The 23,311-nt window shown below is 44.5% G+C and carries 19 protein-coding genes; 7 read left to right on the forward strand and 12 right to left on the reverse strand.

Translation table 11 applies throughout. The features are described from left to right. Positions 1–54: 54 nt before the first annotated feature. From KUL49_RS02065 to yceD, 4 genes are read right to left on the reverse strand one after another with little or no spacing between them, the layout of a single operon-like run. Positions 55–1,020, reverse strand: a complete 966-nt coding sequence (locus tag KUL49_RS02065; RefSeq protein ID WP_131136128.1) for a beta-ketoacyl-ACP synthase III — start codon at positions 1,018–1,020, stop codon at positions 55–57. Further along, the gene (gene plsX, locus KUL49_RS02070; protein ID WP_131136129.1) at positions 1,017–2,042 is read right to left on the reverse strand and encodes a phosphate acyltransferase PlsX; all 1,026 of its coding nucleotides are present in this window, start codon (positions 2,040–2,042) and stop codon (positions 1,017–1,019) included. Before plsX ends, KUL49_RS02065 begins: the two co-directional genes overlap by 4 nt. Positions 2,043–2,057: 15 nt before the next feature. Continuing rightward, positions 2,058–2,228 (reverse strand): 50S ribosomal protein L32, encoded by a 171-nt coding sequence (gene rpmF / locus KUL49_RS02075; protein ID WP_012518206.1) that lies wholly within the window; start codon positions 2,226–2,228, stop codon positions 2,058–2,060. A 3-nt stretch (positions 2,229–2,231) separates the two neighbouring features. Continuing rightward, a complete protein-coding gene (gene yceD, locus KUL49_RS02080; RefSeq protein ID WP_014976324.1) occupies positions 2,232–2,765 on the reverse strand; it encodes a 23S rRNA accumulation protein YceD in 534 nt (177 codons plus the stop codon). A gap of 153 nt (positions 2,766–2,918) precedes the next feature. Between yceD and KUL49_RS02085 the strand changes: the two genes are divergently transcribed. Further along, the gene (locus KUL49_RS02085) at positions 2,919–3,539 is read left to right on the forward strand and encodes a nucleoside triphosphate pyrophosphatase (protein ID WP_131136130.1); all 621 of its coding nucleotides are present in this window, start codon (positions 2,919–2,921) and stop codon (positions 3,537–3,539) included. 51 nt (positions 3,540–3,590) lie between these two features. On the opposite strand, the gene KUL49_RS02090 is transcribed toward KUL49_RS02085, so the two are convergent. Both KUL49_RS02090 and rluC read right to left on the reverse strand, forming a co-directional pair. Further along, the gene (locus tag KUL49_RS02090) at positions 3,591–4,298 is read right to left on the reverse strand and encodes an HAD family hydrolase (protein ID WP_131136131.1); all 708 of its coding nucleotides are present in this window, start codon (positions 4,296–4,298) and stop codon (positions 3,591–3,593) included. A gap of 3 nt (positions 4,299–4,301) precedes the next feature. Then, positions 4,302–5,243, reverse strand: coding sequence for a 23S rRNA pseudouridine(955/2504/2580) synthase RluC (rluC, locus tag KUL49_RS02095; protein ID WP_131136132.1), 942 nt, complete (start codon positions 5,241–5,243; stop codon positions 4,302–4,304). Between the two features lie 841 nt (positions 5,244–6,084). Between rluC and rne the strand changes: the two genes are divergently transcribed. The 5 genes from rne (at position 6,085) to KUL49_RS02120 (ending at position 14,142) form a co-directional block, all read left to right on the forward strand. Beyond that, a complete protein-coding gene (gene rne / locus KUL49_RS02100) occupies positions 6,085–9,483 on the forward strand; it encodes a ribonuclease E (protein ID WP_131136133.1) in 3,399 nt (1,132 codons plus the stop codon). Between the two features lie 106 nt (positions 9,484–9,589). Next, positions 9,590–10,732 carry an oxidoreductase family protein gene (locus tag KUL49_RS02105; protein WP_131136134.1) on the forward strand — a complete coding sequence of 381 codons (1,143 nt, stop codon included), beginning with the start codon at positions 9,590–9,592 and terminating at the stop codon, positions 10,730–10,732. Between the two features lie 207 nt (positions 10,733–10,939). Continuing rightward, on the forward strand, positions 10,940–12,511 hold the full coding sequence (locus KUL49_RS02110; RefSeq protein ID WP_039232471.1) for a cell wall metabolism sensor histidine kinase WalK: 1,572 nt from the start codon (positions 10,940–10,942) through the stop codon (positions 12,509–12,511). Between the two features lie 44 nt (positions 12,512–12,555). Further along, positions 12,556–13,233, forward strand: a complete 678-nt coding sequence (locus KUL49_RS02115) for a response regulator transcription factor (RefSeq protein ID WP_014949203.1) — start codon at positions 12,556–12,558, stop codon at positions 13,231–13,233. A gap of 81 nt (positions 13,234–13,314) precedes the next feature. Then, complete coding sequence (locus KUL49_RS02120) at positions 13,315–14,142, forward strand: haloacid dehalogenase type II (protein WP_131136135.1); 828 nt, start codon at positions 13,315–13,317, stop codon at positions 14,140–14,142. Between the two features lie 133 nt (positions 14,143–14,275). Here KUL49_RS02120 and KUL49_RS02125 read toward each other — a convergent pair whose 3' ends face one another. From KUL49_RS02125 to KUL49_RS02150, 6 genes are all read right to left on the reverse strand, one after another. After that, a complete protein-coding gene (locus KUL49_RS02125) occupies positions 14,276–14,740 on the reverse strand; it encodes a GNAT family N-acetyltransferase (protein ID WP_131136136.1) in 465 nt (154 codons plus the stop codon). An 88-nt stretch (positions 14,741–14,828) separates the two neighbouring features. Further along, positions 14,829–15,905 (reverse strand): family 43 glycosylhydrolase, encoded by a 1,077-nt coding sequence (locus KUL49_RS02130; protein WP_131136137.1) that lies wholly within the window; start codon positions 15,903–15,905, stop codon positions 14,829–14,831. Positions 15,906–15,909: 4 nt separating this feature from the next. Then, entirely contained in the window at positions 15,910–16,878 is a 969-nt protein-coding gene (locus KUL49_RS02135; RefSeq protein ID WP_131136138.1) for a sugar kinase, read from the reverse strand. Positions 16,879–16,884: 6 nt separating this feature from the next. Beyond that, positions 16,885–18,462, reverse strand: coding sequence for an MFS transporter (locus KUL49_RS02140; RefSeq protein ID WP_131136139.1), 1,578 nt, complete (start codon positions 18,460–18,462; stop codon positions 16,885–16,887). 107 nt (positions 18,463–18,569) lie between these two features. After that, a complete protein-coding gene (locus KUL49_RS02145; protein ID WP_131136140.1) occupies positions 18,570–19,556 on the reverse strand; it encodes an SMP-30/gluconolactonase/LRE family protein in 987 nt (328 codons plus the stop codon). 5 nt (positions 19,557–19,561) lie between these two features. Continuing rightward, the gene (locus tag KUL49_RS02150; RefSeq protein WP_131136141.1) at positions 19,562–21,901 is read right to left on the reverse strand and encodes a beta-galactosidase; all 2,340 of its coding nucleotides are present in this window, start codon (positions 21,899–21,901) and stop codon (positions 19,562–19,564) included. Positions 21,902–22,175: 274 nt separating this feature from the next. Between KUL49_RS02150 and KUL49_RS02155 the strand changes: the two genes are divergently transcribed. After that, entirely contained in the window at positions 22,176–23,306 is a 1,131-nt protein-coding gene (locus KUL49_RS02155) for a mandelate racemase/muconate lactonizing enzyme family protein (protein ID WP_131136142.1), read from the forward strand. The last annotated feature ends 5 nt before the right edge of the window (positions 23,307–23,311 follow it).

Genomic DNA, 23,311 nt, shown 5'->3' on the forward strand with positions numbered 1-23,311 from the left:
AAACGAGAAAACGTCGGAGTTGGAGTGCCCCTATCGAGGCAAATATCTGCAAGGCTAATAGCGTACAAGCGCTGACGCCCATGCAAATCCGCCTCCGAATGCTTCTAGTAATAAGTGCTGTCCGCGTTGAATGCGCCCGTCTCTGATAGCGGTATCAAGCGCTGTAGGCACAGTAGCAGCAGAGGTATTACCATACTGCTCTAACGTAAGCACTACTTGATCAAGAGACATATTCAGCTTTTTAGCTGTCGCTTTAATAATTCTAAAGTTTGCTTGGTGAGGTACTAACCAGTCAAGATCAGATTTTTGCATACCGTTGGCAGCAAGGGTTTGTTCTACCACTTCTGAAAGCTTGGTTACCGCAACCTTAAAGACTTCATTACCACGCATCACACCCCAGTTCTCGTGAACCGACTGCTCGTCACCACGGGTTGGATTACCCACGTACAGCAAATCGCCATGAGAGCCTGATGCGTTGATATGTGTGGAAAGAATGCCAGGTTCATCACTCGCTTCAATAATCGTTGCGCCTGCCGCATCGCCAAACAAGATAACCATGGTTCTGTCTTCAGGGTTTATCAAACGGCTTAAACAGTCGGTACCGACAACAAGAATACGGTTCGCCATGCCAGACTTAATGTATTGATCGGCAACACTTAATGCGTAGCAGTAACCTGCACATGCAGCAGCTACGTCAAATGCAGGGATACCGTCAATATCAAGAATGCGTTGAATTTCACATGCTGTGCTTGGAAGCGCATAGCGACCACTCGTGGTGGCACACACAATCATGTCGATAGATTTCGGGTCAATGCCAGCCATCTCAATGGCTTTTTTACTGGCTTCTGCCCCCATGGTAGCAGCGGTTTCATCTGCTCCAATAATACGTCGCTCTTTTATCCCGGTACGGTCAGTGATCCATTCATCACTGGTGTCCACCATTTGCTCTAAATCTGCGTTTGTACGCACGTCGCTGGGATAATAGCTACCTGTTCCTATAAAGCGTGAATATTTGCTCAAAGCTGCTCCAACAATACCGTTTCTATCTTTGTCTTTATCTTTTCAGGTAAATGCATCTTTGCTTCTTTCATTGCTTGCACGATGGCGTAATAAAAGGCGTCTTTTTGTGCATTTCCGTGACTCTTGATAACAATGCCGCGCAATCCTATCAGACTCGCACCGTTATACTGGTCGGGGTTCACGCTGTTATAGATAGATTTCAGTAATGGGAAGGCAATTTTTGCCAATAATCGGGTATAAAAGTTCTTCTGTGACTGGCGTTTTACTTCGTTTATCACTAACTTAGCCAGCCCTTCGCTCGATTTAAGCGCTACATTTCCGGTAAAACCGTCTGTTACCACTACATCGGCATGATCGGTGAAAATGTCGTCGCCTTCTACATAACCAATATAGTTTATGCCTGGCGCATCTTTAAAAAGCTGGTCGGCAGATTTTACCTGTGCGTTACCTTTAATATCTTCTTCGCCTACGTTCAATAAGGCAACCCGTGGCGATGCTATGCCCGCCACCTCTTGCGCAAGCACTGAGCCCATAACACCGTATTGGAAAAGTATTTCAGGCGTGCAGTTTACGTTAGCGCCTAAATCCAAAAGAAAAACGTTATGGTGCCCTGTTGTAGGCATCATATTAATGAGTGCGGGCCTATCAATGCCTGATAAGGTTTTAAGCAAATAGAATGATAAGGTAAGCAGTGCACCGGTATTACCTGCGCTTACGCACGCGTTTGCCTCGCCACTTTCGACAAGTTCAATAACGCGACGCATAGAAGAATCTTTTTTGTTTCGTAGCGCTGACGTTGGCGCTTCGCCCATCTCAACCACTTGTGAGCAATGCACAATAGTAACGCGTTTGCGCTCAGAATCAGTAAGGGGCTGTATACCTGCTATGATGGTATCTTCATCACCGCATAACGTGAAGTGCACGTCTGGGTGAAGTTGAATAGCCTTTACGGCTGCGGGAAGGATAACAGGGGGACCATGATCGCCCCCCATGATATCTAACGCGATGGTTAGTTTAGACAAAATGTAGTCGCCGTATTACGCGCCGATTACTTTCTTGCCTTTGTAATAACCGTCAGCGGTCACGTGGTGACGACGGTGAGTTTCGCCCGACGTTGAATCGACAGACAAAGTCGCGCCTGTCAATGCATCGTGTGAGCGACGCATACCGCGCTTAGAACGCGTTTTACGATTTTGTTGTACTGCCATAACTTACTCCTGGTCTCGCTTAAGTTCTTTCAAAACCGCGAAAGGGTTTTGTCGCTCTTGTTCCGGTTCAATCTTTCCAAACGACATATCGTCTTGCTTCACTGTACACTCCGACTCTGCATGAAGGGGCACAATTGGCAAAGATAACAGTAGCTCGTCTTCAAAAATTTGAAGCAGATTAACTTCTCCGTGGTCGTTGACCTCTACCGGTTCGTAAGCCTCGGGAATGATGTCATCGCTTTCCTGTTCTTCTCCCTGCACTGGAGTAAAACAGAATTCCGCTTCCACGGGATAATCGAGTTCACCATTACACCTTTGACAGATAAGTGTTACCTGCGTGGCTAAATGGCCGTGAAAGACAGTAAGACCCTGCGCGTCTTTTTCGAACTGTACTTCTGCGTCCACATAGTCATTGCATCGGACAACTGCTTCACTCAATCGTTCCATATCTTTAGACGCAATCACGCCCCGGTAATCGGAACGTTTCATGGCACTTTTAGTCGGTTCAACCGAATGAGGGAGTTTCACTTTCTGCATAGGGCGCGCATGATATAGGGTCAACCCCTTCCTGTCAAAGCAAAATTGCGTTTTAACCTACAATAAAACGCTGTATGTGGTGCGCAGTGATAATGTAACATTGTACTACTAACTGAAAGTACGCAACATATTGATTTTATAAAAGGAGTAATTGTGGCCTCCCTTGTTCTTGCCTCATCATCGCAATACCGAAAAATGTTGCTCGCCAACATTGGTATTCAGGTAGACACCCACGCACCAGATATTGACGAAACGCCCTTTACGAACGAAAGCCCTACTGCATTGAGTTTACGTTTAGCCGAACAAAAGGCGCACAAGGTTGCCGCTGAATTAGAAAAGGTAAATAACGACACCATTATTATAGGTAGTGATCAAGTAGCTTTGGTCCAAACCGATGCGGGCCCGCAGCTACTTGGCAAGCCTGGCACGTTTGAAAATGCAGTAAACCAGCTAATGGCATGCCAAGGTAAGCAAGTGTCATTTTATACTGCACTTTGCCTTCACCAACCTAGCGCCAATAAAACGATAACGCAGGTAGATGAAACACGCGTTTTCTTTCGCCATAACAGTGAAACTGCCATTCGCGCCTATGTAGATAAAGAGCAACCACTCGATTGCGCCGGCAGTTTTAAAAGCGAAGGTTTGGGTGTATTACTGTTCGATAAAATAGAAAGCCGCGACCCTAACAGTTTAATCGGTCTTCCGATAATGCTGCTAAATGAATTATTGGGCGCACACTTCGATGTCGATTTATTAGCATTGGCTGCACAGTAATCCACTAATTCTGTCAGAGCAGTTGTATCAAAGCAGTGCTACAAACCAGCGCTATTTGAATAGCGCTGTTTCTAGCTCACTTATAGAGTGTACAAGTGCAACAGGTAACAACGCTTCTAAATGAACCTGCGCATGTACACCGTATGACACACCTATCCTATCCATACCAATCGTTTTCGCCATTTGCATGTCGTAGGTTGTGTCACCAATCATAACGGCGTCTTCTATTTTTACACTAAGTTCATCAAGTAACTGTAGGAGCATGTCGGGCGAAGGCTTTGATTCTGCCTCATCTGCGGTACGTGACGCACTAAAGAAAGGTCCCGTCCCTGTGTGTGCCCACGCTCGATCAAGACCGCGGCGCGCTTTACCTGTCGCAACGGCCAATGTGCATCCCGCTTCTTTCAAATTGCTAAGTAACTGTTCAACGCCATCAAACAAAGGACACGGCGTTGTATCTCGAGTGACAAATGCCTCTTTATAGGCGGCGACTAAATGTTCGGCTAACTCATCGTCTTTGATATTAAAAAGCTGTTTAATGGCAGGCTTTAAACTTATACCAATAATGTGACCTACTTCATCGTAGGTAGGAACAGGCATATCACACTGCTTTGCAGCAAGCTGCATGCAGCTAACAATTTTTGCCGCCGAATCCATGAGCGTGCCATCCCAATCGAAGATAACAAGTTTGTACTTAGGCAGTGTTTTATCTAACGAAATGAAAGGCTGTGTTTCCACAGCCTGTTTTTTTGAATGCATAACTTACAGCGCTTTAAGTGTATTTGAGAGAGTGTCGTCTAATGGCGCGGTAAATGTGACGCGCTCTTCAGTCGCTGGGTGCAGCAGTGAAATACTGCGAGCGTGAAGGAACAGTCTGTTCAGTCCTTTTTGGCGCATTGCCGCGTCGAAATCCGCATCACCGTATTTTGGGTCACAAGCAATAGGATGACCCGCATGCAAACAGTGAACGCGAATTTGGTGGGTTCTACCTGTAATAGGCGACGCTTCAACCAAGGTTGCACCCGCGTATTCCTCTAATATGCGATAGCGAGTTTCTGACGGTTTCCCATCGTCGCTTACACTTACCATGCGCTCACCCGATTGCAGCACGTTTTTACGAAGCGGCGCTTTAACTTTAAATCGAGTTTTAGGCCACTCACCTGCAACTAGCGCATTATATCGCTTGTCCATTTTGCCAGTGCGAAGCTGCTCATGCATGTGGCGAAGGGCAGAACGTTTTTTAGCAATTAAAATGCAGCCCGACGTGTCACGGTCTAATCGGTGTACCAATTCCATAAATTTGGCATCGGGACGCAAGGCTCTTAAGCCTTCGATTAAACCAAAACTCAAGCCACTTCCTCCGTGAACTGCCATTCCCGATGGCTTGTTGATAACAAGTATACGGTCGTCCTCGAAAAGGATATGCGACTCTAATGATGCAATTTTATCGAGCTTTGGCGATGGCGCAGGCGCACCTTCCGACACGCGAACCGGTGGAATTCTGATTAAATCGTCGGCTTGTAACTTATATTCAGGCTTAACACGACCTTTATTCACCCGCACTTCACCTTTGCGTAAAATGCGATAAATCATGCTTTTCGGCACACCTTTTAGCTGGGTGCGCAAAAAATTATCGATACGTTGACCAGCCAAGTCGGCATCAACCGTTACAAAACGTACTTTTTGGAGAGCTTCTTCTTTCATAGAAGCATTATACCCTATTGCAAAGTGCCCAACATACTGAAAGTTACGTTTTACTAAATAATTATTATATCAGCGCTTAGCTAGGACTTAGAAAACCCACCTTTGCGCATACTTTTTATCCAAAGCGCATGTTTTCTGTATTTAACATCTCAATTTATAGGATTTATTCATTCGCTTTCCTTGCTAAAATTTGACTTTTAGTGCGATAATTATCGATGTTTTTAACACGATTAAATTCACGTAAAAAGAAAGGTGTGGAACAGGCATTTCGTTGCCGCACTTTAACAATGTGAAACACAGCGTTATAAAAACAACAACAAGACCGAAAATCAGCACGCATCTGAGTGTGTTGTTTTAACTTGTAAACGATAAAAGCATGGTTTGAGCGTCGGTGACATCAGCAATGATAAGTGTTCGATGAAATAACACATTCATACCGACCCCGCGAGAGAGGCAACGACTACACTGCCGTAAAAAGCGAGGCCATGCTTGCGAACATAAAATAAGTTTGCCGTTTAGCTAACAGAATTAAATGACAATTGAGTGGCAAAAATGATGCCGCTTGAAAAAATGAAATGAGTAATAAGGGCTAGTCGCTCCCGACATCCTTAAAGCAGTGTGAACATGAATGCATCTGTACGATTATACGTGTCAATTCACGGTCGTATGGGTTTGCGCTTAAGATAAAGGCGCTTGTTTATTCGCGTGAGTGTTTGCCCACCAGGGATAATGCGACGTTACAACAAGGTCCCCGTCCAGCCGTGAGGTTGCGCGGTGAGGGTTTGCACATGTCACTTTAATTTTGTGTCATAACGGCTGTACGAAAACAGAGTTAGATACAATGAAAAGAATGTTAATTAATGCAACTCAGCAAGAAGAGTTGCGCGTTGCTCTTGTCGATGGGCAACGGTTGTATGATTTAGATATAGAAAGTCCAGGACACGAGCAGAAAAAAGCGAACATCTACAAAGGTAAAATTACCCGCGTTGAACCCAGCTTAGAAGCTGCTTTTGTTGACTACGGTGCAGAGCGCCACGGCTTCCTACCCCTCAAAGAAATTGCCCGCACTTACTTCCCTAAAGGTTACAAATTCGAAGGCCGCCCTAACATCAAAGATGTGATTAAAGAAGGCCAAGAAGTAATTGTTCAAATTGATAAAGAAGAGCGCGGCCAAAAAGGCGCTGCATTAACTACATTCTTATCGCTTGCAGGCAGTTACCTAGTACTTATGCCAAACAACCCTCGCGCTGGCGGTATTTCACGCCGAATAGAGGGCGACGAGCGTACAGAGCTTAAAGAGTCACTAAGCAAATTGGACCTTCCTGAAGGTATGGGTTTGATTGTTCGCACTGCGGGCGTTGGCAAATCTTACGAAGAGCTAGAATGGGATTTAAAAGTCTTGCTTACCCATTGGGAAGCTATCTCTAGCGTTGCTGAAGAACGTGAAGCCCCTTTCTTGATTCACCAGGAAAGTAACGTAATTGTTCGTGCTATCCGCGACTACCTACGTCGCGATATTGGCGAAATCCTTATCGATAAAACCAGTATTTATGAGCAAGCTTTACAGCACATTCAATTAGTGCGCCCTGACTTTGCAAATCGCGTAAAGCTCTATCGTGGTGAAGTGCCGTTATTTAGTCACTACCAAATCGAAAGCCAAATTGAATCTGCATTCCAACGCGAAGTGCGTTTGCCTTCTGGCGGCTCAATTGTTATCGACCCAACAGAAGCACTAACCTCTATAGATATTAACTCTGCCCGTGCAACAAAAGGTGGTGATATTGAAGAGACAGCGCTTAACACAAACCTAGAAGCGGCAGACGAGATTGCCCGTCAACTGCGTCTTCGTGATCTAGGTGGATTGGTTGTAATCGACTTCATTGATATGACGCCAGTACGTCACCAACGTGAAGTTGAAAACCGCATGAAAGACGCGGTGAGAAGCGACAGAGCACGAGTACAATTGGGTCGTATTTCCCGCTTTGGCCTTCTTGAAATGTCCCGTCAGCGTTTACGCCCTTCTCTAGGCGAATCTGCGCACCACGTGTGCCCACGATGCTCTGGTCACGGTACCATTCGTGGCACTGAGTCTTTGGCACTGTCTATTCTTCGTATTTTGGAAGAAGAGAGCATTAAAGAAAACACGGGGCAAATTGAAGCGCAGTTACCCGTTCCAGTTGCGACCTATCTACTTAACGAAAAGCGTAAGTCAATTCAGCTTCTCGAAAAGCGTCACGGCGTAGATTTACTGCTTATTCCTAATGCAAACCTAGATACACCGCACTACCAGGTATTACGCAGACGTCCAGATGACGTTATATCTGAAGCGAGTTACGACGTAGAGTTAATGCCTGCGGTAGAAGCTGAGACGGAAACAACGACTTCTGCACCGGTTAAGCGTGAAGAGCCAGCACTGAAAGGCCTTGTTGCACCAACGGCTGCACCTGTAGTTGCGCCAAAAGAAGAAACAGCAAAGAAAGCCGACGATGTGCCTTCACTATTTGCCCGATTTGGCAAATGGATTAGTGATTTATTCGGTAGCGAAAGCGAAGAAGAAACCAATAAAGACAAGAAGCCACAGTCTGGTAATAAAAATAGAAACAACCGCAGCCGCAATAATGACGACCGTCGCCGCAAGCCGCGCAACAAGAACAATCGTCGTGGCAATCAGTCTCAAAACAGAGACCAAGGTAAAGACCAAAATCGCGATGGTGAGCAGAATGATAATCGCAAACCGCGCGGCGATCAGCAGCGAGACCAGCGCCAAGATCAAGATGATAAGCGCAATAACAAAGGTCGTAAGCCTCGTAAGGCACAACAACCTCGCGATGAGCAACAAAAGCCTAAGCACGAGAAGCAAGACGGCGAGCAGCAAGAAAACCAAGCGCAGAAGAAGCGTGAAGTTGCTGAACGCAGAAAACGTCGTGATAAACGCCGCAGCGTTCGTGTGAAGAAAGATGACAACGGGGCAACTACTGTTGAACAAAACGAAGCCCAGGCTGCGCCAGTAGTTAAAGAAGCGCCATCGCAGCACAAAGCTAAAGCTGACGCCAAGCCTAAAGCGCCGAAAGCAGAGTCACCGGTTGAAAACACTGCTGAACAGAAGAAGGATGAGCAAAAGCCAGCAGTCAAAGCCGCGCAAAAGCCAGCGGATAAACCTGCTGAAGCGAAGCCAGTATCGGATGCTGTTAAGGGTGAAGATGACTCATCAGCGGTAACTTGTGATGCCGTTGAAGGCACTGATGCAAATACCGACGCTAACAGTGAAGAGCATGGTCAAAAACGTGAAGGCCGTGGCCGTTCACGCCGCTCTCCACGTCACGTTCGTGCGGCTGGTCAACGTCGTAAGAAAGAGTCGCAGCAAGTTGACGATTCAGACACGCAAGCTAAACAGCCTGGTGAGTTGTCACCGCAGCAGCCAGAAGCAGAAGTTGAAGCGACAGCTAAGACAGATGCACCTGTTGTCGAAGAAACACAAGCAAAAGAGCCTGGGCAACTAGCGCCAGCTGAAGAGCAACCTGTTTCTAAGCAAGAGAAAGCAAAACTTGACGTTGAAGCCGTTCAGGACGAACTTCAGTTTGATGCAGAGCCTTTAGCGGGTAAAGAGCCTTCAGCGGATGCAGAGCCTTCAGCGGATGCAGAGCCCGTAGCGAACGATAAACCTTCGGAAGCTGTAGACTCAACTGATGAAGTAACGTCAGCAGACGATAACGCGACAACTGAAGCTAAACCGGCTAAAGAAGCTCAAACTTCAGTGCAAGAAAGCAACGTTGAAGTAACAGCTCCGGCAGCACAAGCGGAACCGGCAGTTGAAGCTAAAACAACGCAAGCTGATACGGCGTCAGAAGCTAAAGACGAAGCAACGGCATCGCCAGAGCAAGTTGAAATAAACTTGGCTGACGCACCTGTAGTTGCAGAACCAGAAGCACAGCAGCAAGAAGCGAAAGCACATACGCCAGCGGCTAAAGAAGAAGCTGAACCAACAGCAGCGCCTTCTTCGAGCCTAGCAGCGAGTGGCAAAGGAAAGCGTGGTGCATCGCACCCTATGGCATTGCCTGCAGCAGTAAACGACGCATTTGTTGATGTAGCGCTTACCGCTAAAGCTGACGACACACGACCTGCACTCGCAGTATCGGGTAAAACTGCAGCGATGTCGCACGTAACGTCACGTGCATCAGCAGTAACAACGCTTCCTCAGTCGGTAGATGACGTTGCCGAAGTAGCAGCAGTGGCTGAATAATTTTCAGTCGCTAGTGCGCTACTAGCTAATTGATGTAAAAGCCGCTTTCGAGCGGCTTTTTTGTTTGCTAGTGTACGTTTAACATCGAGTCCGAGTTGAGAATAAAATGTCAGATACGGTAAACCAGCAGTATATAGATTGGTTAAGCCAAGTATGTAGCGCGCAAGTATTAGACACACAAATGATTCAACCTCTTTGGAGTGGCTACGGAGCATGCTTTCGTGCCACTTTGGGCTATCCCAATAGTACTTTTTCAAAGAATCACGACGAGAGAAGCCCTTTCCAAGAAAGCCAGTATCACCAAGCTCAACAAAACCCACTTGGCGCGCAACAAGGTGGAGACGAAGCAGCGCTAAAAGTAGTTGTGAAATGCGCCACTCCGCCACACAGGCTCTCACACCCTAAAGGCTGGAATGGTGAAGCTAGCCACAACCGTAAGTGCCAATCTTTTAAGGTAGAGAACTGTTTTTATAGCGACGTTCAAGTCCAAACTGATGCGTCGTGCCGTACAGCTAAATGTTTAGGGCACAGCCAACAGGGCGAAGCCTCCCTTCTTGTTATGGAAGACTTAGCACACAGCGGCTATTCTCGCACGGCCTCTTCACTTACCGCTGCGCAATGCATCACTGTTCTAAAATGGCTTGCCAACTTTCATGCACGCTTTGTCAATGTAAAAGATGAATTTGATAGCCGAAGTTTACAATTATGGCCTGAAGGCACTTATTGGCACTTGGCAACCCGTGAAGATGAGTTCAATGCCATGTCGGATGGATTACTAAAGCAACATGCTGTCGATATATCTACCACGTTAGGCGACGCTCACTATCACACTTTGGTGCACGGCGATGCTAAAGTGGCTAACTTTTGTTTTACCGAAGATTTTTCTGACTGTGCAGCTGTCGACTTTCAGTACGTGGGTTATGGCGCAGGCATAAAGGACGTGGCGTATTTTTTGGGCAGTGCCCTATCAACCCAAACCCACATGAAACATCGTGATGCATTGCTCGATAACTACTTTCAAGCGCTCGAAGATGCGCTACACACTCGATTGGCTAACAATGATAGTTCGGCTTGTTTCAAGCGTGCTGATATTGCGCTTATCATTGCTGAATGGAAGTACCTGTACCCCTTCGCCTGCGCTGACTTTTATCGGTTCTTAGCGGGTTGGAGCCCCGAACACTGGAAAATAGATGAAGAGCTCCAATATCAAACAGATATTGCCTTGTCTATTCTTGAGCGCACGGCTTAAACGATTGCGTTTTCATAGTGATCACGACTTTTATGAACGTACTTTTTTTCTCTTTCGCGCCCTTTTTTACGTTCTATTTCTACACCAATTCAGACGACATGTCGCTGGTAGCCCATCTGCTTAGACTTACTATTTTATTGCCGTGAAACTGCACCATTAAATTACATTTAGCGTATATAGTGACAAATAATCATAACGCTGCTGCCAATGTACAAACGTAAACTCTACCTTTTTGGGCTACTTTCCACTTTTATTCTGTTGATTGCTTTAGCCAGTGCAGCCATATCCGCGCATTTAACGCGCACTAACTTAGCGCAAGCTCAACTCGCTCAATCCCTGCTGTCAGAGCACCAGCAGTTATCAAGTATTTCATACAGGCTTTTCAAACAGCTAACCGATGAGCTAATTTTTGGCAAGAATGCGAACCAAGCGAAAGTGAGAAACAAACAACAACAAATAGAAAACTCGTTGAACCGTATAAAATCTCTGGAACTTGCCCAACGCGAAGCACTAGGGCTTGAGGCAACATTAGGAAGTGTTGAAGATACCGATGAACTTGAAGCGCTAATTCAAGGCATTGTGGAAGAGTTTAGAGCTATTGCACTAAGTAACGACAGTACTCCACTTAATCAACAGCAGCGCCTTCAAACATTACTAGAAGTAACTATCGACAACCAGTTTAGGGAGGCCATCAACTCTGCAGTAAACCGCCAAACAGGCGTTGTATCGCGCATTAACGCTAGCATTGAAACGCTAAACAGCAGCATTGTGTGGTTTACTATCAGTTTAGGCCTTATCACCTGTCCTTTCATTCTGCTGGGTTGTTATTGGCTATTCAATGCCCTGTATCAGCCGCTTACAGTTATTCGCACGGGTACCGATGCCATTGCCTCGGGAAACTACCACTATCGATTGCCTGAAACCCTAGATAGCGAATTTACTGACTTGGTCAAAGCACTAAATTCCATGATAGCGCGACTACAAGAACACGAAGACCAGGCTGATGCCCATCGTAAGCACTTAGAGTTTGAAGTGGAGAGCCGAACCCGGGCTTTAAAAGAAGCCAACAATAAACTCACTCAGCTGGACGCAAAGCGCCGACAATTTATGGCCGATGTAAGTCACGAATTGCGCACGCCGTTAACCATTATTCGCGGCGAAGCGCAGGTAACCCTTAGGCAGGCTGCGGCTAGCAACGAGATTTATAAAGAAACGCTAGAAACCATACTTGAGCAAGCCGTGAACTTAAGTAAGTTGGTTGATGATTTGCTGCTGCTAGCGCGTGCCGAGATGCACGAATTTACTGTAGATCTGGTTAAATCTGACTTACATAACCTGCTTACACAAAATATGGCGTTATGGCAAAAGCTCACAAAGCCAAGAGACTTAGATCTTAAATGGCTTGCCAATAATGAGGTCCAAGTGCTCATCGACAAAGACAGAATTGCGCAGGTACTGACCATCCTTATCGAAAACGCGCACAAATATTCTTATCCCGATACGCCCATTGTGCTGCGCGTTGAGAGCGAAGGCCCGAATATCAACGTATCGGTCATTGATAGCGGTGAAGGCATTTCTTCAAGTGATTTGCAGCACGTTTTTGAACGCTTCGTTAGGTTAAAGCGCAAAGGCAATGGAATGGGGCTAGGTTTGTCTATCGCTAAAGCGATAGCAGAAGCCCACCACGGTACATTGAGTGCGCATTCCACATTAGGTAAAGGCTCGCAGTTCACGTTGACGCTGCCGGTGTTACAAGACCACGCGACGTCCTTAGATTAATAACAACCGTTAAGTAACTTCGAACGACTAGGATCATAACAACAATGAAAATTCTTATTGCTGATGACGAAGCCCCCTTGCTACGCTTTCTATCACGAGGCTTAAGCGCTGAAGGTTTTGAGTGCATCGAAGAGTCGGCATTACACAACTTAGTCACGCGCATTCGCCATGAAGCCCCTGCTATTATTGTACTTGATCGCATGTTTGGTGATGAAGATAGCGTAGAGCTGCTGCCCGCAATCAAGTCGCTTCCCCATGCCCCTATGGTTTTGTTGCTAACCGCGGTGGACGAAGTGCGCGAGCGCGTGAATGGTTTAAAACAAGGCGCGGATGACTATTTGTGCAAGCCATTTGACTTTGACGAACTACTTGCGCGCATAACGGCCTTAAGCCGAAGAGTGACGAATACACCGGTTACCCAATTAGGCCTCACCATCGGACCGTTAAACATCGATGACGAGTCACGTATTGCGACATTGTCTGGGGAAGAGATTTCACTCACCAAACTAGAATACGACATGCTCTACTACTTCGCAGAAAATGCTGAAAAAGTGCTGTCTCGAGAACGCATATTAAGTCGAGTATGGCGAAGTCACAGCGATCCGCTAACTAATGTTGTTGATGTGTATATCAGTAGGCTGCGACAAAAGCTTCACAGCAGTGATGCCATATTTATTGAAACTCTGAGAGGCAACGGCTATCGGTTGACCACCAGAAAATAGTCGTTTCGTCTCATTAGCTATTGCATTCATGTGTTATCCCGCCTAATTTGAACACTCGTTCAAATTTTATAAAGGATAATTATGGCTCGCTCACCTTCTTCATTACTCTCAAGGCTATGTTGCGCAACCGCTGTAGGCATTAGTCTATTGTCATCACCAGTCTTCGCTCAGACAGACACCAGAGGTGCCGCGCAGCCTGATAAGAATACAGCAATGTCTGCACGGGAATTGCGAGCACCAAAGGTTATCTTTTTCGATGTTAATGAGACCTTGCTTGACCTCACCGCCATGCGCAGCTCGGTAGGCGAAGCCTTGGGCGGTCGAGATGATTTGTTGCCACTGTGGTTCTCTACTATGCTGCATCATTCACTGGTTGATTCAACGACTGGCCGCTTTCATACCTTTGGAGAAATTGGCGTAGCCTCCTTGCTGATGGTGGCTGAAATTGAAGGTATTGAATTGACCAAAGCGCAAGCGAAAACGGCAATTGTCACGCCATTGCGAAGCCTACCACCCCATCCTGACGTGCGCGATGGCTTACAGGCACTTAAAAACAAGGGTTATAAACTAGTAAGCCTTACCAACTCGTCTAATCAAGGCGTGTATACTCAATTTAAGAATGCTGATCTTTTGTCCTATTTCGACGAGCGACTAAGTGTAGAAGACATTAACTTATATAAGCCCGATACACGCACGTATGAGTGGGCTATTGAAAAAATGGGTATAGCAGCAGAAGACGCTATGTTAGTGGCGGCACACGGTTGGGATATTGCTGGTGCTAAACAGGCAGGCTGGCAAGCCGCGTTCATTGCACGCCCCGGTAAGGTACTTTACCCGTTAGCAATAGCGCCTGACACGGTGGTAAGCGGACTAGATGAATTAGTCTCCCAATTACCCGATGCCGAATAAGCGTTAGGGTTGATAGTATCTAAGTGCACATAAAAGCACAGCCTATCGGTTGGCACGGGTAAACATAGTTATTAGGTTAAACGCCTGGGCCATAAAAGGTCATGCCAACCAATATTTCGAGCTAGACACTGAGCTACACTGTTGCCGTGCCTGCTCTTTTCATATCGATGTGAGGAATATCGTCTTCCAAGTACATAGTCGAGGTGGCTTCAAACCCAAAACCTTCATAAAACCGTTTTAAATACTCTTGCGCGCCAATTTCAATATCACAGCCTGGCCATAACGCCTCACAATGATCAATGGCTTCACGCATAAGTGCTCTGCCCGCCCCTTTACCTCTGAAAGCTTCGCTGGTAGCTACTCGACCGATACTCACCGATGGATAACTTACCCCTTCGCCAAGTAATCGTGCACACGCTACCAATTTGTTATCTTGAAACCCCATTAAATGATGAGTTTTTGGATGGCGGTCTTTTTCGTCAAGCTCCGGATAGGCACAGTTTTGCTCAACGACAAAAACATCGACTCGCAGCTTGAGCAGGTCGAATAGTTGGTGGTTCGTAAGTTCATTAAATGTAAGTGATTGCCAAGAAACCATGTAAGTTCATATTAAATGTGAAATAACAAGTAATTTTACAGACTTTCTGTAGATTAAAAAAGGAGACGTTACCGTCTCCTTTTGTGCATTAACTTCCCGTATTCTGAAATGTACCAGCGTCGAGTATTTGTTTTCTTGTTTTGAATTTACAAATATAGTTCCAGTTCCAACTAGAATCATATTTATGGCACAATCCCCAGGTAAGCCCTGGTGGCGTCGTTTCATCAATCCCTTCACGAAAAAGCCCTATCGCCTCGGGAGCGCCTTTTATGTGAGCCATAATTTCGAAATTCAAACCATCTTCTGCAAACTGAATCGTGTTCTTTTCAGGCCCATCTGTTGTTAATAGTGTTGCTATTCCGCCTTTGTAGTTCCAAACAACAACCTCATGGCCACTATTTGATATAGGATTTAAATCTGATTTTTTATAAGGGCCAAGTGGAGAGTTTGATACCGCTACACCGTGTTTAATTTCCCTTCCACCCATGTTCATAGATTCGCCCATGGTTTCACCTTTATAATAAAGGTAGAATTTGTCGTTAAAGAACAACAAGCATGGGTCGTGGACTTTATGGCTATCGAAGCTCCCCTTAGATTTCACGTTAAAGCGGTTATCTTCCTCCCCCTCCCATTCTCCGTCTTTAGCAGGTGATACCACGGGTGACGACGACTTAGTCCAAGGGCCAAATGGACTATCAGCATAAGCGATAGCTATCTCTTCATACTGTCTATTGGTGTAAGGAGCTTGTACACTTTGATAAACAAGATAAAACCTACCTTCGTGATGGAAAACCTCAGGAGTAAATACGGCTCTATCATCATAGTCTCCAGCTTTACCTCTAGTTATTGCTACACCCTGCTCTTTCCAGGTTTCTCCATCTTCAGATGTGGCATGCCAGACCTCAGTTAAATCCCACGGAAAAACTTTGTCGTTTTCGTTTTCAGAATCGAAACCGACGGTCTCACCCTCTCCCTTTGTGTACCAACAATGATATACACCCTGTACTTTAATAACAGATGATGGGTCCCTGCGGATAACGCCTTTTTGATAAGCAAAATCGCCTTTTAATGGCATAACATCAAATTCAGTCATCCACTCAGGCCCTTTATTATCGTAACCTCGCTCAATCGCACGTTTCGACGCTAAACTTATTCTCTGAGACATTGTTTTACTCCTGTTTCATATTCGCAGTGAAGCCATGTTTAGCTCTCGCGACCACATCGTTGGGTATGATTGCTCCCTGATATTGAACGACTTCACGTGCTACAGTATCAGCAGCTTGAACGGAATCGATCACACTTTGTCCTGCGATACGAGAGCCCAAATAGACACCAGCGAAAGAATCACCAGCTGCTGTCGTATCTTTCTGGTTAACTTTTCTAAAAGACTGATGATGAAGAAGCTCCCCGTCAGAGAACGCGTGCATACCCCGCGAACCTGCTTTTACAATAATTTCTTTACAGCCCAAAGCGTTTAAGTGATTGAATACATCGCGTACATCGCCGTGTCCATAAACATTCGAATGATCATCCATACCCGGTAGCGCTATATCGGCCAATGCATAGGCTTTATCAAACCACTGTTGAGCATGATTTTTGCCATTCCACATAACTGAACGGTAATTGGGGTCAAATGCTATCTTCACTCCGTTTCGTTTGTTCAGCTCAACAAAGTCGATAAGCAACTGTTTGTCTTCTTCAGACATTATGCTTAACGCTATACCGCTGAAAAATAACACGCCAGTATCTTCAACAACGGTATTTCGTGCTTTGTGCAGAGACATCATGATTCGCGCTGCTGAATGGTCCCTCCAGTAATCAAAGCTGCGCTCTCCGTTCTCGTCATTGACGATGGAATATAGCCCTATCTTCCTATTTTTACTGCGAACGACATATGTTGAGTTAATGCCATGGTGTTCAAAAAACTCGAGCGCTTTGCCGCTAAAGTTGTCTTCGCCAATAGCGCTATAAAAATCGCACGTTAAAGACGGTATCCACCGTTTTGCATAGATAAGCGCGTTTAGTGTGTCTCCAGCAAAACTAACGCGATAAAGATTTTCGTCTTCATTTCCCGGCGTTAGCTCAACCATACATTCACCAATAGCAAGTAAGGATTTTTTATTAACCATTTGCTTCATTTAGTCCTACCCTTTTGCCAACTGTTTTGAGGCGAAGTAAGCTTCAATTTCTTCAATGCTTTTATTCTTAGTCTCTGGCATGAGCTTAAAGAGGACAATAAATCCTACTACGCCACATATGGTGTAAAATAAGAAAATGTCAGCTGCGCCCATGTTAGATAACTGCCATGGAAAAAATTGCTGTACTAAGTAACTCACTACGCTTGCGATGAGTGCAAAAGCAGGAATAGCTACACCTCGAACTCGCGTAGGAAATATTTCAGAAAAAAGCACCCACATGACAGGCCCAATAGAGAAATGAAATGCTGCAATAAAGCTAGAAATTCCCACCAGCACTAACATACCGTTCATAGTCGTGCTGGCTTGTAAAATTTCACCTTCAAATTGCTTAGCCATTTCTGGACCGATTGTACTTTGCAGTGCTTGTTTGAACGCGATATCTGATTGATAGGTAATGCCTTCCAACTGGCTTAATACAGTCAGTTCAGAGAAGTCTTTTAGCTGAACCAACGCTTGCGCGTCAATTTCATAAGTCGCGGAGCCGAACCCTAAGTAGCAGGCAAATAAGCTAATGGCTGCCCATGCTAACCCCCAAACAATTAAGGGTCTTCTGCCTAATTTATCAATGAGTAAAATAGCGAGAATAGTAAAAAACATACTAATAACTCCCACAATAGCAGCTTGGAAGAACGCTGCATCAGAACCAATACCGACCTGCTCAAAAACTGTAGGCGCGTAAAACATGATGGCGTTAATTCCTGTTATCTGCTGAACAACCGCAATTGTCACACCCACTAATGCCGCAGTCCTAACCGGACTGGAAAATAAAATTTTAAAAGATTCAGACATGTTCGCTGATGTACCGCCATCTTTTTGCACATTCAATTTAATGTCAGTAAGCTCTTGACGAGCCTGTTCCACAGGCATCATCGTTTGCATAACTAATAACGCTTCTTCATCACGACCTTGCATGACCAACCACCTTGGGCTTCTCGGCACTTTGAACAATAATAAAAACCAGATAATTGCTGGTAAAATCTCTACCGCTAGCATCCATCGCCACGTAGCGGTATCTAACGAAATTGCTTGAACCCACGTCAGGTCTGATTTACTTAATTGAACAATTCCGTAGTTTGCAAAGTACGCTGCCGATAGCCCTACAACGATATTAATTTGGATCATAGACACTAACTTGCCGCGCCATTGAGGAGGAGCAACTTCTCCAATATACATGGCAGCCACCGACAATGACGTAAACGCCAATCCTCCAATAAATCGGGCAGCAACAAGTGACTCAAATGAAAACGCCAAGACTGAAAAAATAGCGGAGAACAAGTAAAGGAATGAAATGATGAGCAAGGTGGTTCGTCGACCCAACGCGTTACAAATTTGTCCGGTTACGAGAAGCGCAAAAAGCACGCCGAAACCAGGCGCGCTTACTACCGCGCCTACTTGTAAATCACTGAGACCAAATTCCATAGTGATGAACTTTACAGTACCCGATATAAGTGCTGCATCTAATCCGAATATAAACCCACCTAGGGCCACGATGATTGCATTGGCAATAATTTGTCTGGAGTTCATTGATGATCTTCTTTACCATTGTTAAAGGCTGGTTAAAACACCCAACCTGCTCGTAACATTTATCTTACCCCAAACCACACCAATTGTTAACAATAAAATATATACAATCAATTCAAACTTAGAGTCATCAGTGTGTCGTTCGCGGTTATGTATAGCGTTTTATAGGAACTATCGAAAGCTACATTTGAAGTAATATTAGGGATAGAAATGTGACCAACTAAGATCAGATTGGTATCGAAAACAAAAAGCCCACCAGGTCCTGTAGCGAACAACAAACCGTTAGAATGGAAAACTAAGCCATCAGGCATGCCCTCCATTACTCTTCCCTCTACGTTTTTATGTTCATGTATAAGAGTTTTCTTTGTTACTGCATTATCTGTGTCTAGGTCTAGCTTGTACCACGCTTTATGCTGTTTATCGGATATTGCTACCACTATATAGCTTTCATCCAACGCTAATGCTATTCCATTGGGAAAGCTAAGTTCACTTTCTAATAAGGTAAGCTTCCCGTCTTTTGGTAACAGGAACACGCCTTGAAAGGGTAATTCTTTGTGTGGATCATTTATGCCCATCGGTAAGCCATAAGGCGGGTCGGTAAAAAACAGGTCTCCTTTCTTATTAAATACTCCATCGTTTGGGCTATTCAAACGCTTAGAATGATAACTCGTGGCTAAGTCCTCATAAGTCATACTTGGCTTATCGATAGTTCCCATCATTTCGCTTACCGTGCGATTTCTGGATTGAAGTAATATGAGCTTTCTTGCGGGAGAAATAAGTAAACCGTTAGAGTATCGGCTATTACTTAGATACTCACGCACCCCAGAAGCTTCAGTGTAAAGGTATACTTTACTCTCTGGTATATCAGAAAATAAAAGCCCATTTAATTCATCAACCCAAACAGGGCCTTCTGTCCATTGAAAGCCTCGCTCTAATACACATAGTGCGCTGTCTTCAGTCACTAAGCGCAATAAATCTGAGTTCGTGGAGCGAAGGCGCTCACCTAGAGGCGTGCATTCTTTGCCGAGAACCATTGTTGTAGTAAAGGTAACCGTACAAGCGATAACATAACCTATCCATCTAATAAGTGACTTCATGATGATTACTTCTCAAACCTACGTTGGTATAGCGAATTGTTAACCCGCTTAACTGATTTGATAAATGGTTTATAGGGAATATCAGCAACTGAAACGAAACCTACATTATAATTTTCGCCGTCATAAGCGCGCCCTGCGATTGGAGAATCTATATATTGGAACCAGTGTGCACCGACAAAATATGGGTTGTCGATAACTGAATTCATATAAGTCTCATACATTTGTCCTCTTAACTCTTGGGTATGCGCACCTATTAACCCAGGATTGAACAATCCAGAATCCAAGGCCCCCATATGAAACTCTCCGATTATAGAAGGCATATCAACTTCTTCAAGAAATCCCCAAAACGCTGTATTAATGCCCTCTCGATAATAGTTGTAACTCATGACATCGACATGCTTGGCAGCAGCTTCACGTAACTCAGGGGTCATTCCCCAGTCGGCGAACCTAGCTCCCATATACAAATGATTAGGCATATATTTGTCCATTGAGCTAGCTACCGTCTTAAAATAGGCTTCCGCATAAAAGGTAAGGAGTTCACTGTAGTCTTGTATGGCTTCTTCTGAATTGAAGTTAATCGCAAAACCCTTGTTCAGTTCATCAAAACTGTTGAACGTTTTGCCCCAATTCTTGTTTAGCGACTCAATGGTGTTATATTTCGTTTTTAGCTTTTCAACAAACGCTCGTTTTGCGGGGCTTTCGCTGGCATTAAGCGCCATCGTACCCGCTACTAGACCGAATTGAGATTCGGGGCTCCCCATAATCCCCCAACTCTTTTCGTTATCGATAAACACTCCTACGCACCAAGGGCTATTTTTAACTTCTAGCGCTATCTGTTTCACTGTAGTATCAGTTCGTTCAGCGAACTTTTTATCAAAAGGGTCGGGAATAGGTGCCCAATAGTCATTGCCTGAGCTTACCGTTTTGAAATCACCAATAATCCAGCCATTAGCAAAATAGGGAAAGTTATTGTTGTCATAAAAACGCGTATCAATCCAGTTACCAAACGAAGTAAAGCCCCAGCTTTGCATACGCTTAACCGTTAGTGACTCCCACTTATCTAGTACTCCATCTACCGTCATATCGTCAAACTTTCTAGCCAGGTTTGCCATATAAAAACTGTAGGTTTCACCTTTATCAATAGTTCCTGTATGCACAGAACGACGATAGCCATAAAAGTTACCTAAATCTTCATTATAATCGGGTAAGGAAGTAAACATATTGGCACGTATGGCAGATGCCTCGAAGCGATGCTCCGCTGCTGCATTACTCAGCCTATTGAGGCCCATTGAATCTTCAGGCGTTAAATCAGTACTCACCCTTGATTTAACATAGGCGTCAGATACATCAAACCCGGTGATAGTAGATGTATTTGCCATTCGAACATTGGCTATTCCTGTTGAGAAAAACAAATACCCTTCAGGGTCTACAAGGGCCCATTTTCCATCATGCTTTTCAGTGCGAAAATACCCCGTACTTTCTAATTTTGGTCCATTGAGGTACCCACCAAATTTGCTCCTATCAGTGGGTAATTGCGCTTGAAGTTCAACACTTTCTTCTTTGAAATGTTGCCGCAAATTGTCGATGGACATAACTTTGCCTTCAAAATCAATTTTATTGTTTTGGCCAAATTCGTCGACAATATGCTTCGCCGAATCTTGAATAAAAGAGGTTGGGCGCACTGCTCTGATATCTCTAACGGTGATATATTTATCGGCCATTACCCCCATCACTTGGAAGGTAATTGATTTGATTTTACTGACATCTATCTCTTTTGAGCCCGTTCTCCATATTAACTGAGTATAGTCGGTGTCCCAATGTTTAGGGTTCGAACGCATACCAGTATCTAAGGAAACATTCTCCCCTTTTATCAAAGAATAATAAGATGCAGAAGAATGAGGAGGTATAGCGCTATTGCGATTGTGTTTTTTCCCGTGCACATCAGTTAGGGCTACATGAAGGTGTACAGGCTCACTGCTCGGGTTATCAATATCCATTACTACGGCGACCGTGTCGTTCAAGCTAAAATCCCACGTCGACTCAGCATTAATAGTTAAAGATGGTTTGTTTGCTAATGCTGCGTTAAATTTTATATTGAGTTGCCTTTCTCCATCGTCTGCGGTTGAAATTTGCCAATCTACTGCATTAGCGTTTATCAGGCTTTTAGTGTTTTCATTTAACTTAACCATCGACTCAAGCATGTCGTGTGAAGTATTACTTTCATGTTGTGAAGCCAACTCTTTCGTGTCAGTAATTAAATATGCTTCGCGCTTTGCGCACGATTGAAGCCCAACCGCAGCCAAAACACACGTGGCAACCACGCCAAACCTGGTTCGAATAGTCATAATAACCCTTGAAAAATATCATTCGTCTTACCAAAAACCTTACTTTTAATAATAAAACTGTCAACATTTTTGTTAACATTTCACAAAATTAGTTTTTTGAAATTATCCTTTTGAAAGATATTAATAAAATAATCAACAACATAGAAAAGTATTATAAATTTTACGTTGCTATTTTTACCCAGTTGCAAATTCGCTCTTTCCCACAAACCAAAAGTTTGCTATTAATTGTTAACAATGTACATAAAAAAACTATACGTTTAATAAGGATGCGAAAGTGACAGCAATCCCTTTAAGTACGAATCATGTTTCTGCTAGTGGTATCAAAGATGTTGAGGTTAGCTATTACGTTATCCCACTCCCCGAAGTGTTAAGCGACGCAAAACACGGTGACCATACACATTTTGAGTTGATTACCTGCACAGTGACATGTGGAGATGGTACCCAAGGTACTGGCTATACCTACACAGGCGGTAAAGGCGGACAAGCTATATTCAGCCTTTTAAAATATGACTTAGCCAAATTTTTGGTAGGTAAAGATGCTGATTGCGTTGAGTCTATTTGGGAACAAATGCAGTACGCTTTGCATTATGTAGGCCGTGGCGGTTTAGTAAGTTTTGCAATATCCGCCGTAGATATAGCATTGTGGGATATACGCTGCAAGCGTATCCAGCAGCCTTTGTGGCGTTTAGCGGGCGGCTGTGCAGATAAAACACCTTGTTACGCTGGAGGCATTGACCTTAACTTTGACGAAGCGAAGCTTATATCAAATGTTGACGGCTATTTGAAAAAGGGTTTCAAGGCGATAAAAATAAAAGTCGGCAAACCTGATATAAATGAAGATATTGCCCGTGTAGCTGCAATTCGCCAGCATATTGGTGACGATATCGCGTTTATGGTCGACGCTAACTATTCTATGTCTCCAGAACACGCTATCCGCTTCGCAAATGCGATAGAGAAATACAATATTCACTGGTTTGAAGAACCAACCATTCCCGATGACTACCAAAGTTATTCTCGCATAGCTTGTGCTACCAATATCCCTTTAGCAATGGGAGAAAATTTACATACATTGTATGAATTCAACTACGCGATTAATCAATCGAAGCTTTCGTATTTGCAGCCTGATGCCTCCAACATTGGTGGTATTACCGGTTGGTTAAAGGTCGCAAGTCTCGCTCATATTAATAATTTGAAGGTTTGTAGCCACGGAATGCAAGAACTGCATGTCTCGCTAATGGCATCCCAACCCAACGCAGGAATGATGGAATATCACTCTTTCCCTATCGATGCTTATACAAAGCGGCCGGTTACCTTGGATAAAAATGGCTTTGCCTTAGCACCAAATGACGTTGGTGTAGGCGTAATCTTTGACTCAGAAAAACTTTCACCCCACAAGGTCATGTAAGGAAT

It is taken from the genome of Alteromonas sp. KUL17, assembly GCF_006538305.1.
Classification (GTDB): domain Bacteria; phylum Pseudomonadota; class Gammaproteobacteria; order Enterobacterales; family Alteromonadaceae; genus Alteromonas; species Alteromonas macleodii.

Excerpts from the sequence above, each read along its gene's own strand:
- KUL49_RS02115 (WP_014949203.1), top strand. The coding sequence starts at position 12,556 with ATGAAAATTCTTATTGCTGATGACGAAGCCCCCTTGCTACGCTTTCTA.
- KUL49_RS02125 (WP_131136136.1), bottom strand. The coding sequence starts at position 14,740 with ATGGTTTCTTGGCAATCACTTACATTTAATGAACTTACGAACCACCAA.
- KUL49_RS02105 (WP_131136134.1), top strand. The coding sequence starts at position 9,590 with ATGTCAGATACGGTAAACCAGCAGTATATAGATTGGTTAAGCCAAGTA.
- KUL49_RS02140 (WP_131136139.1), bottom strand. The coding sequence starts at position 18,462 with ATGAACTCCAGACAAATTATTGCCAATGCAATCATCGTGGCCCTAGGT.
- rne (WP_131136133.1), top strand. The coding sequence starts at position 6,085 with ATGAAAAGAATGTTAATTAATGCAACTCAGCAAGAAGAGTTGCGCGTT.
- rpmF (WP_012518206.1), bottom strand. The coding sequence starts at position 2,228 with ATGGCAGTACAACAAAATCGTAAAACGCGTTCTAAGCGCGGTATGCGT.
- rluC (WP_131136132.1), bottom strand. The coding sequence starts at position 5,243 with ATGAAAGAAGAAGCTCTCCAAAAAGTACGTTTTGTAACGGTTGATGCC.
- yceD (WP_014976324.1), bottom strand. The coding sequence starts at position 2,765 with ATGCAGAAAGTGAAACTCCCTCATTCGGTTGAACCGACTAAAAGTGCC.
- KUL49_RS02120 (WP_131136135.1), top strand. The coding sequence starts at position 13,315 with ATGGCTCGCTCACCTTCTTCATTACTCTCAAGGCTATGTTGCGCAACC.
- KUL49_RS02090 (WP_131136131.1), bottom strand. The coding sequence starts at position 4,298 with ATGCATTCAAAAAAACAGGCTGTGGAAACACAGCCTTTCATTTCGTTA.
- KUL49_RS02135 (WP_131136138.1), bottom strand. The coding sequence starts at position 16,878 with ATGAAGCAAATGGTTAATAAAAAATCCTTACTTGCTATTGGTGAATGT.
- KUL49_RS02130 (WP_131136137.1), bottom strand. The coding sequence starts at position 15,905 with ATGTCTCAGAGAATAAGTTTAGCGTCGAAACGTGCGATTGAGCGAGGT.
- KUL49_RS02145 (WP_131136140.1), bottom strand. The coding sequence starts at position 19,556 with ATGAAGTCACTTATTAGATGGATAGGTTATGTTATCGCTTGTACGGTT.
- KUL49_RS02110 (WP_039232471.1), top strand. The coding sequence starts at position 10,940 with ATGTACAAACGTAAACTCTACCTTTTTGGGCTACTTTCCACTTTTATT.
- KUL49_RS02150 (WP_131136141.1), bottom strand. The coding sequence starts at position 21,901 with ATGACTATTCGAACCAGGTTTGGCGTGGTTGCCACGTGTGTTTTGGCT.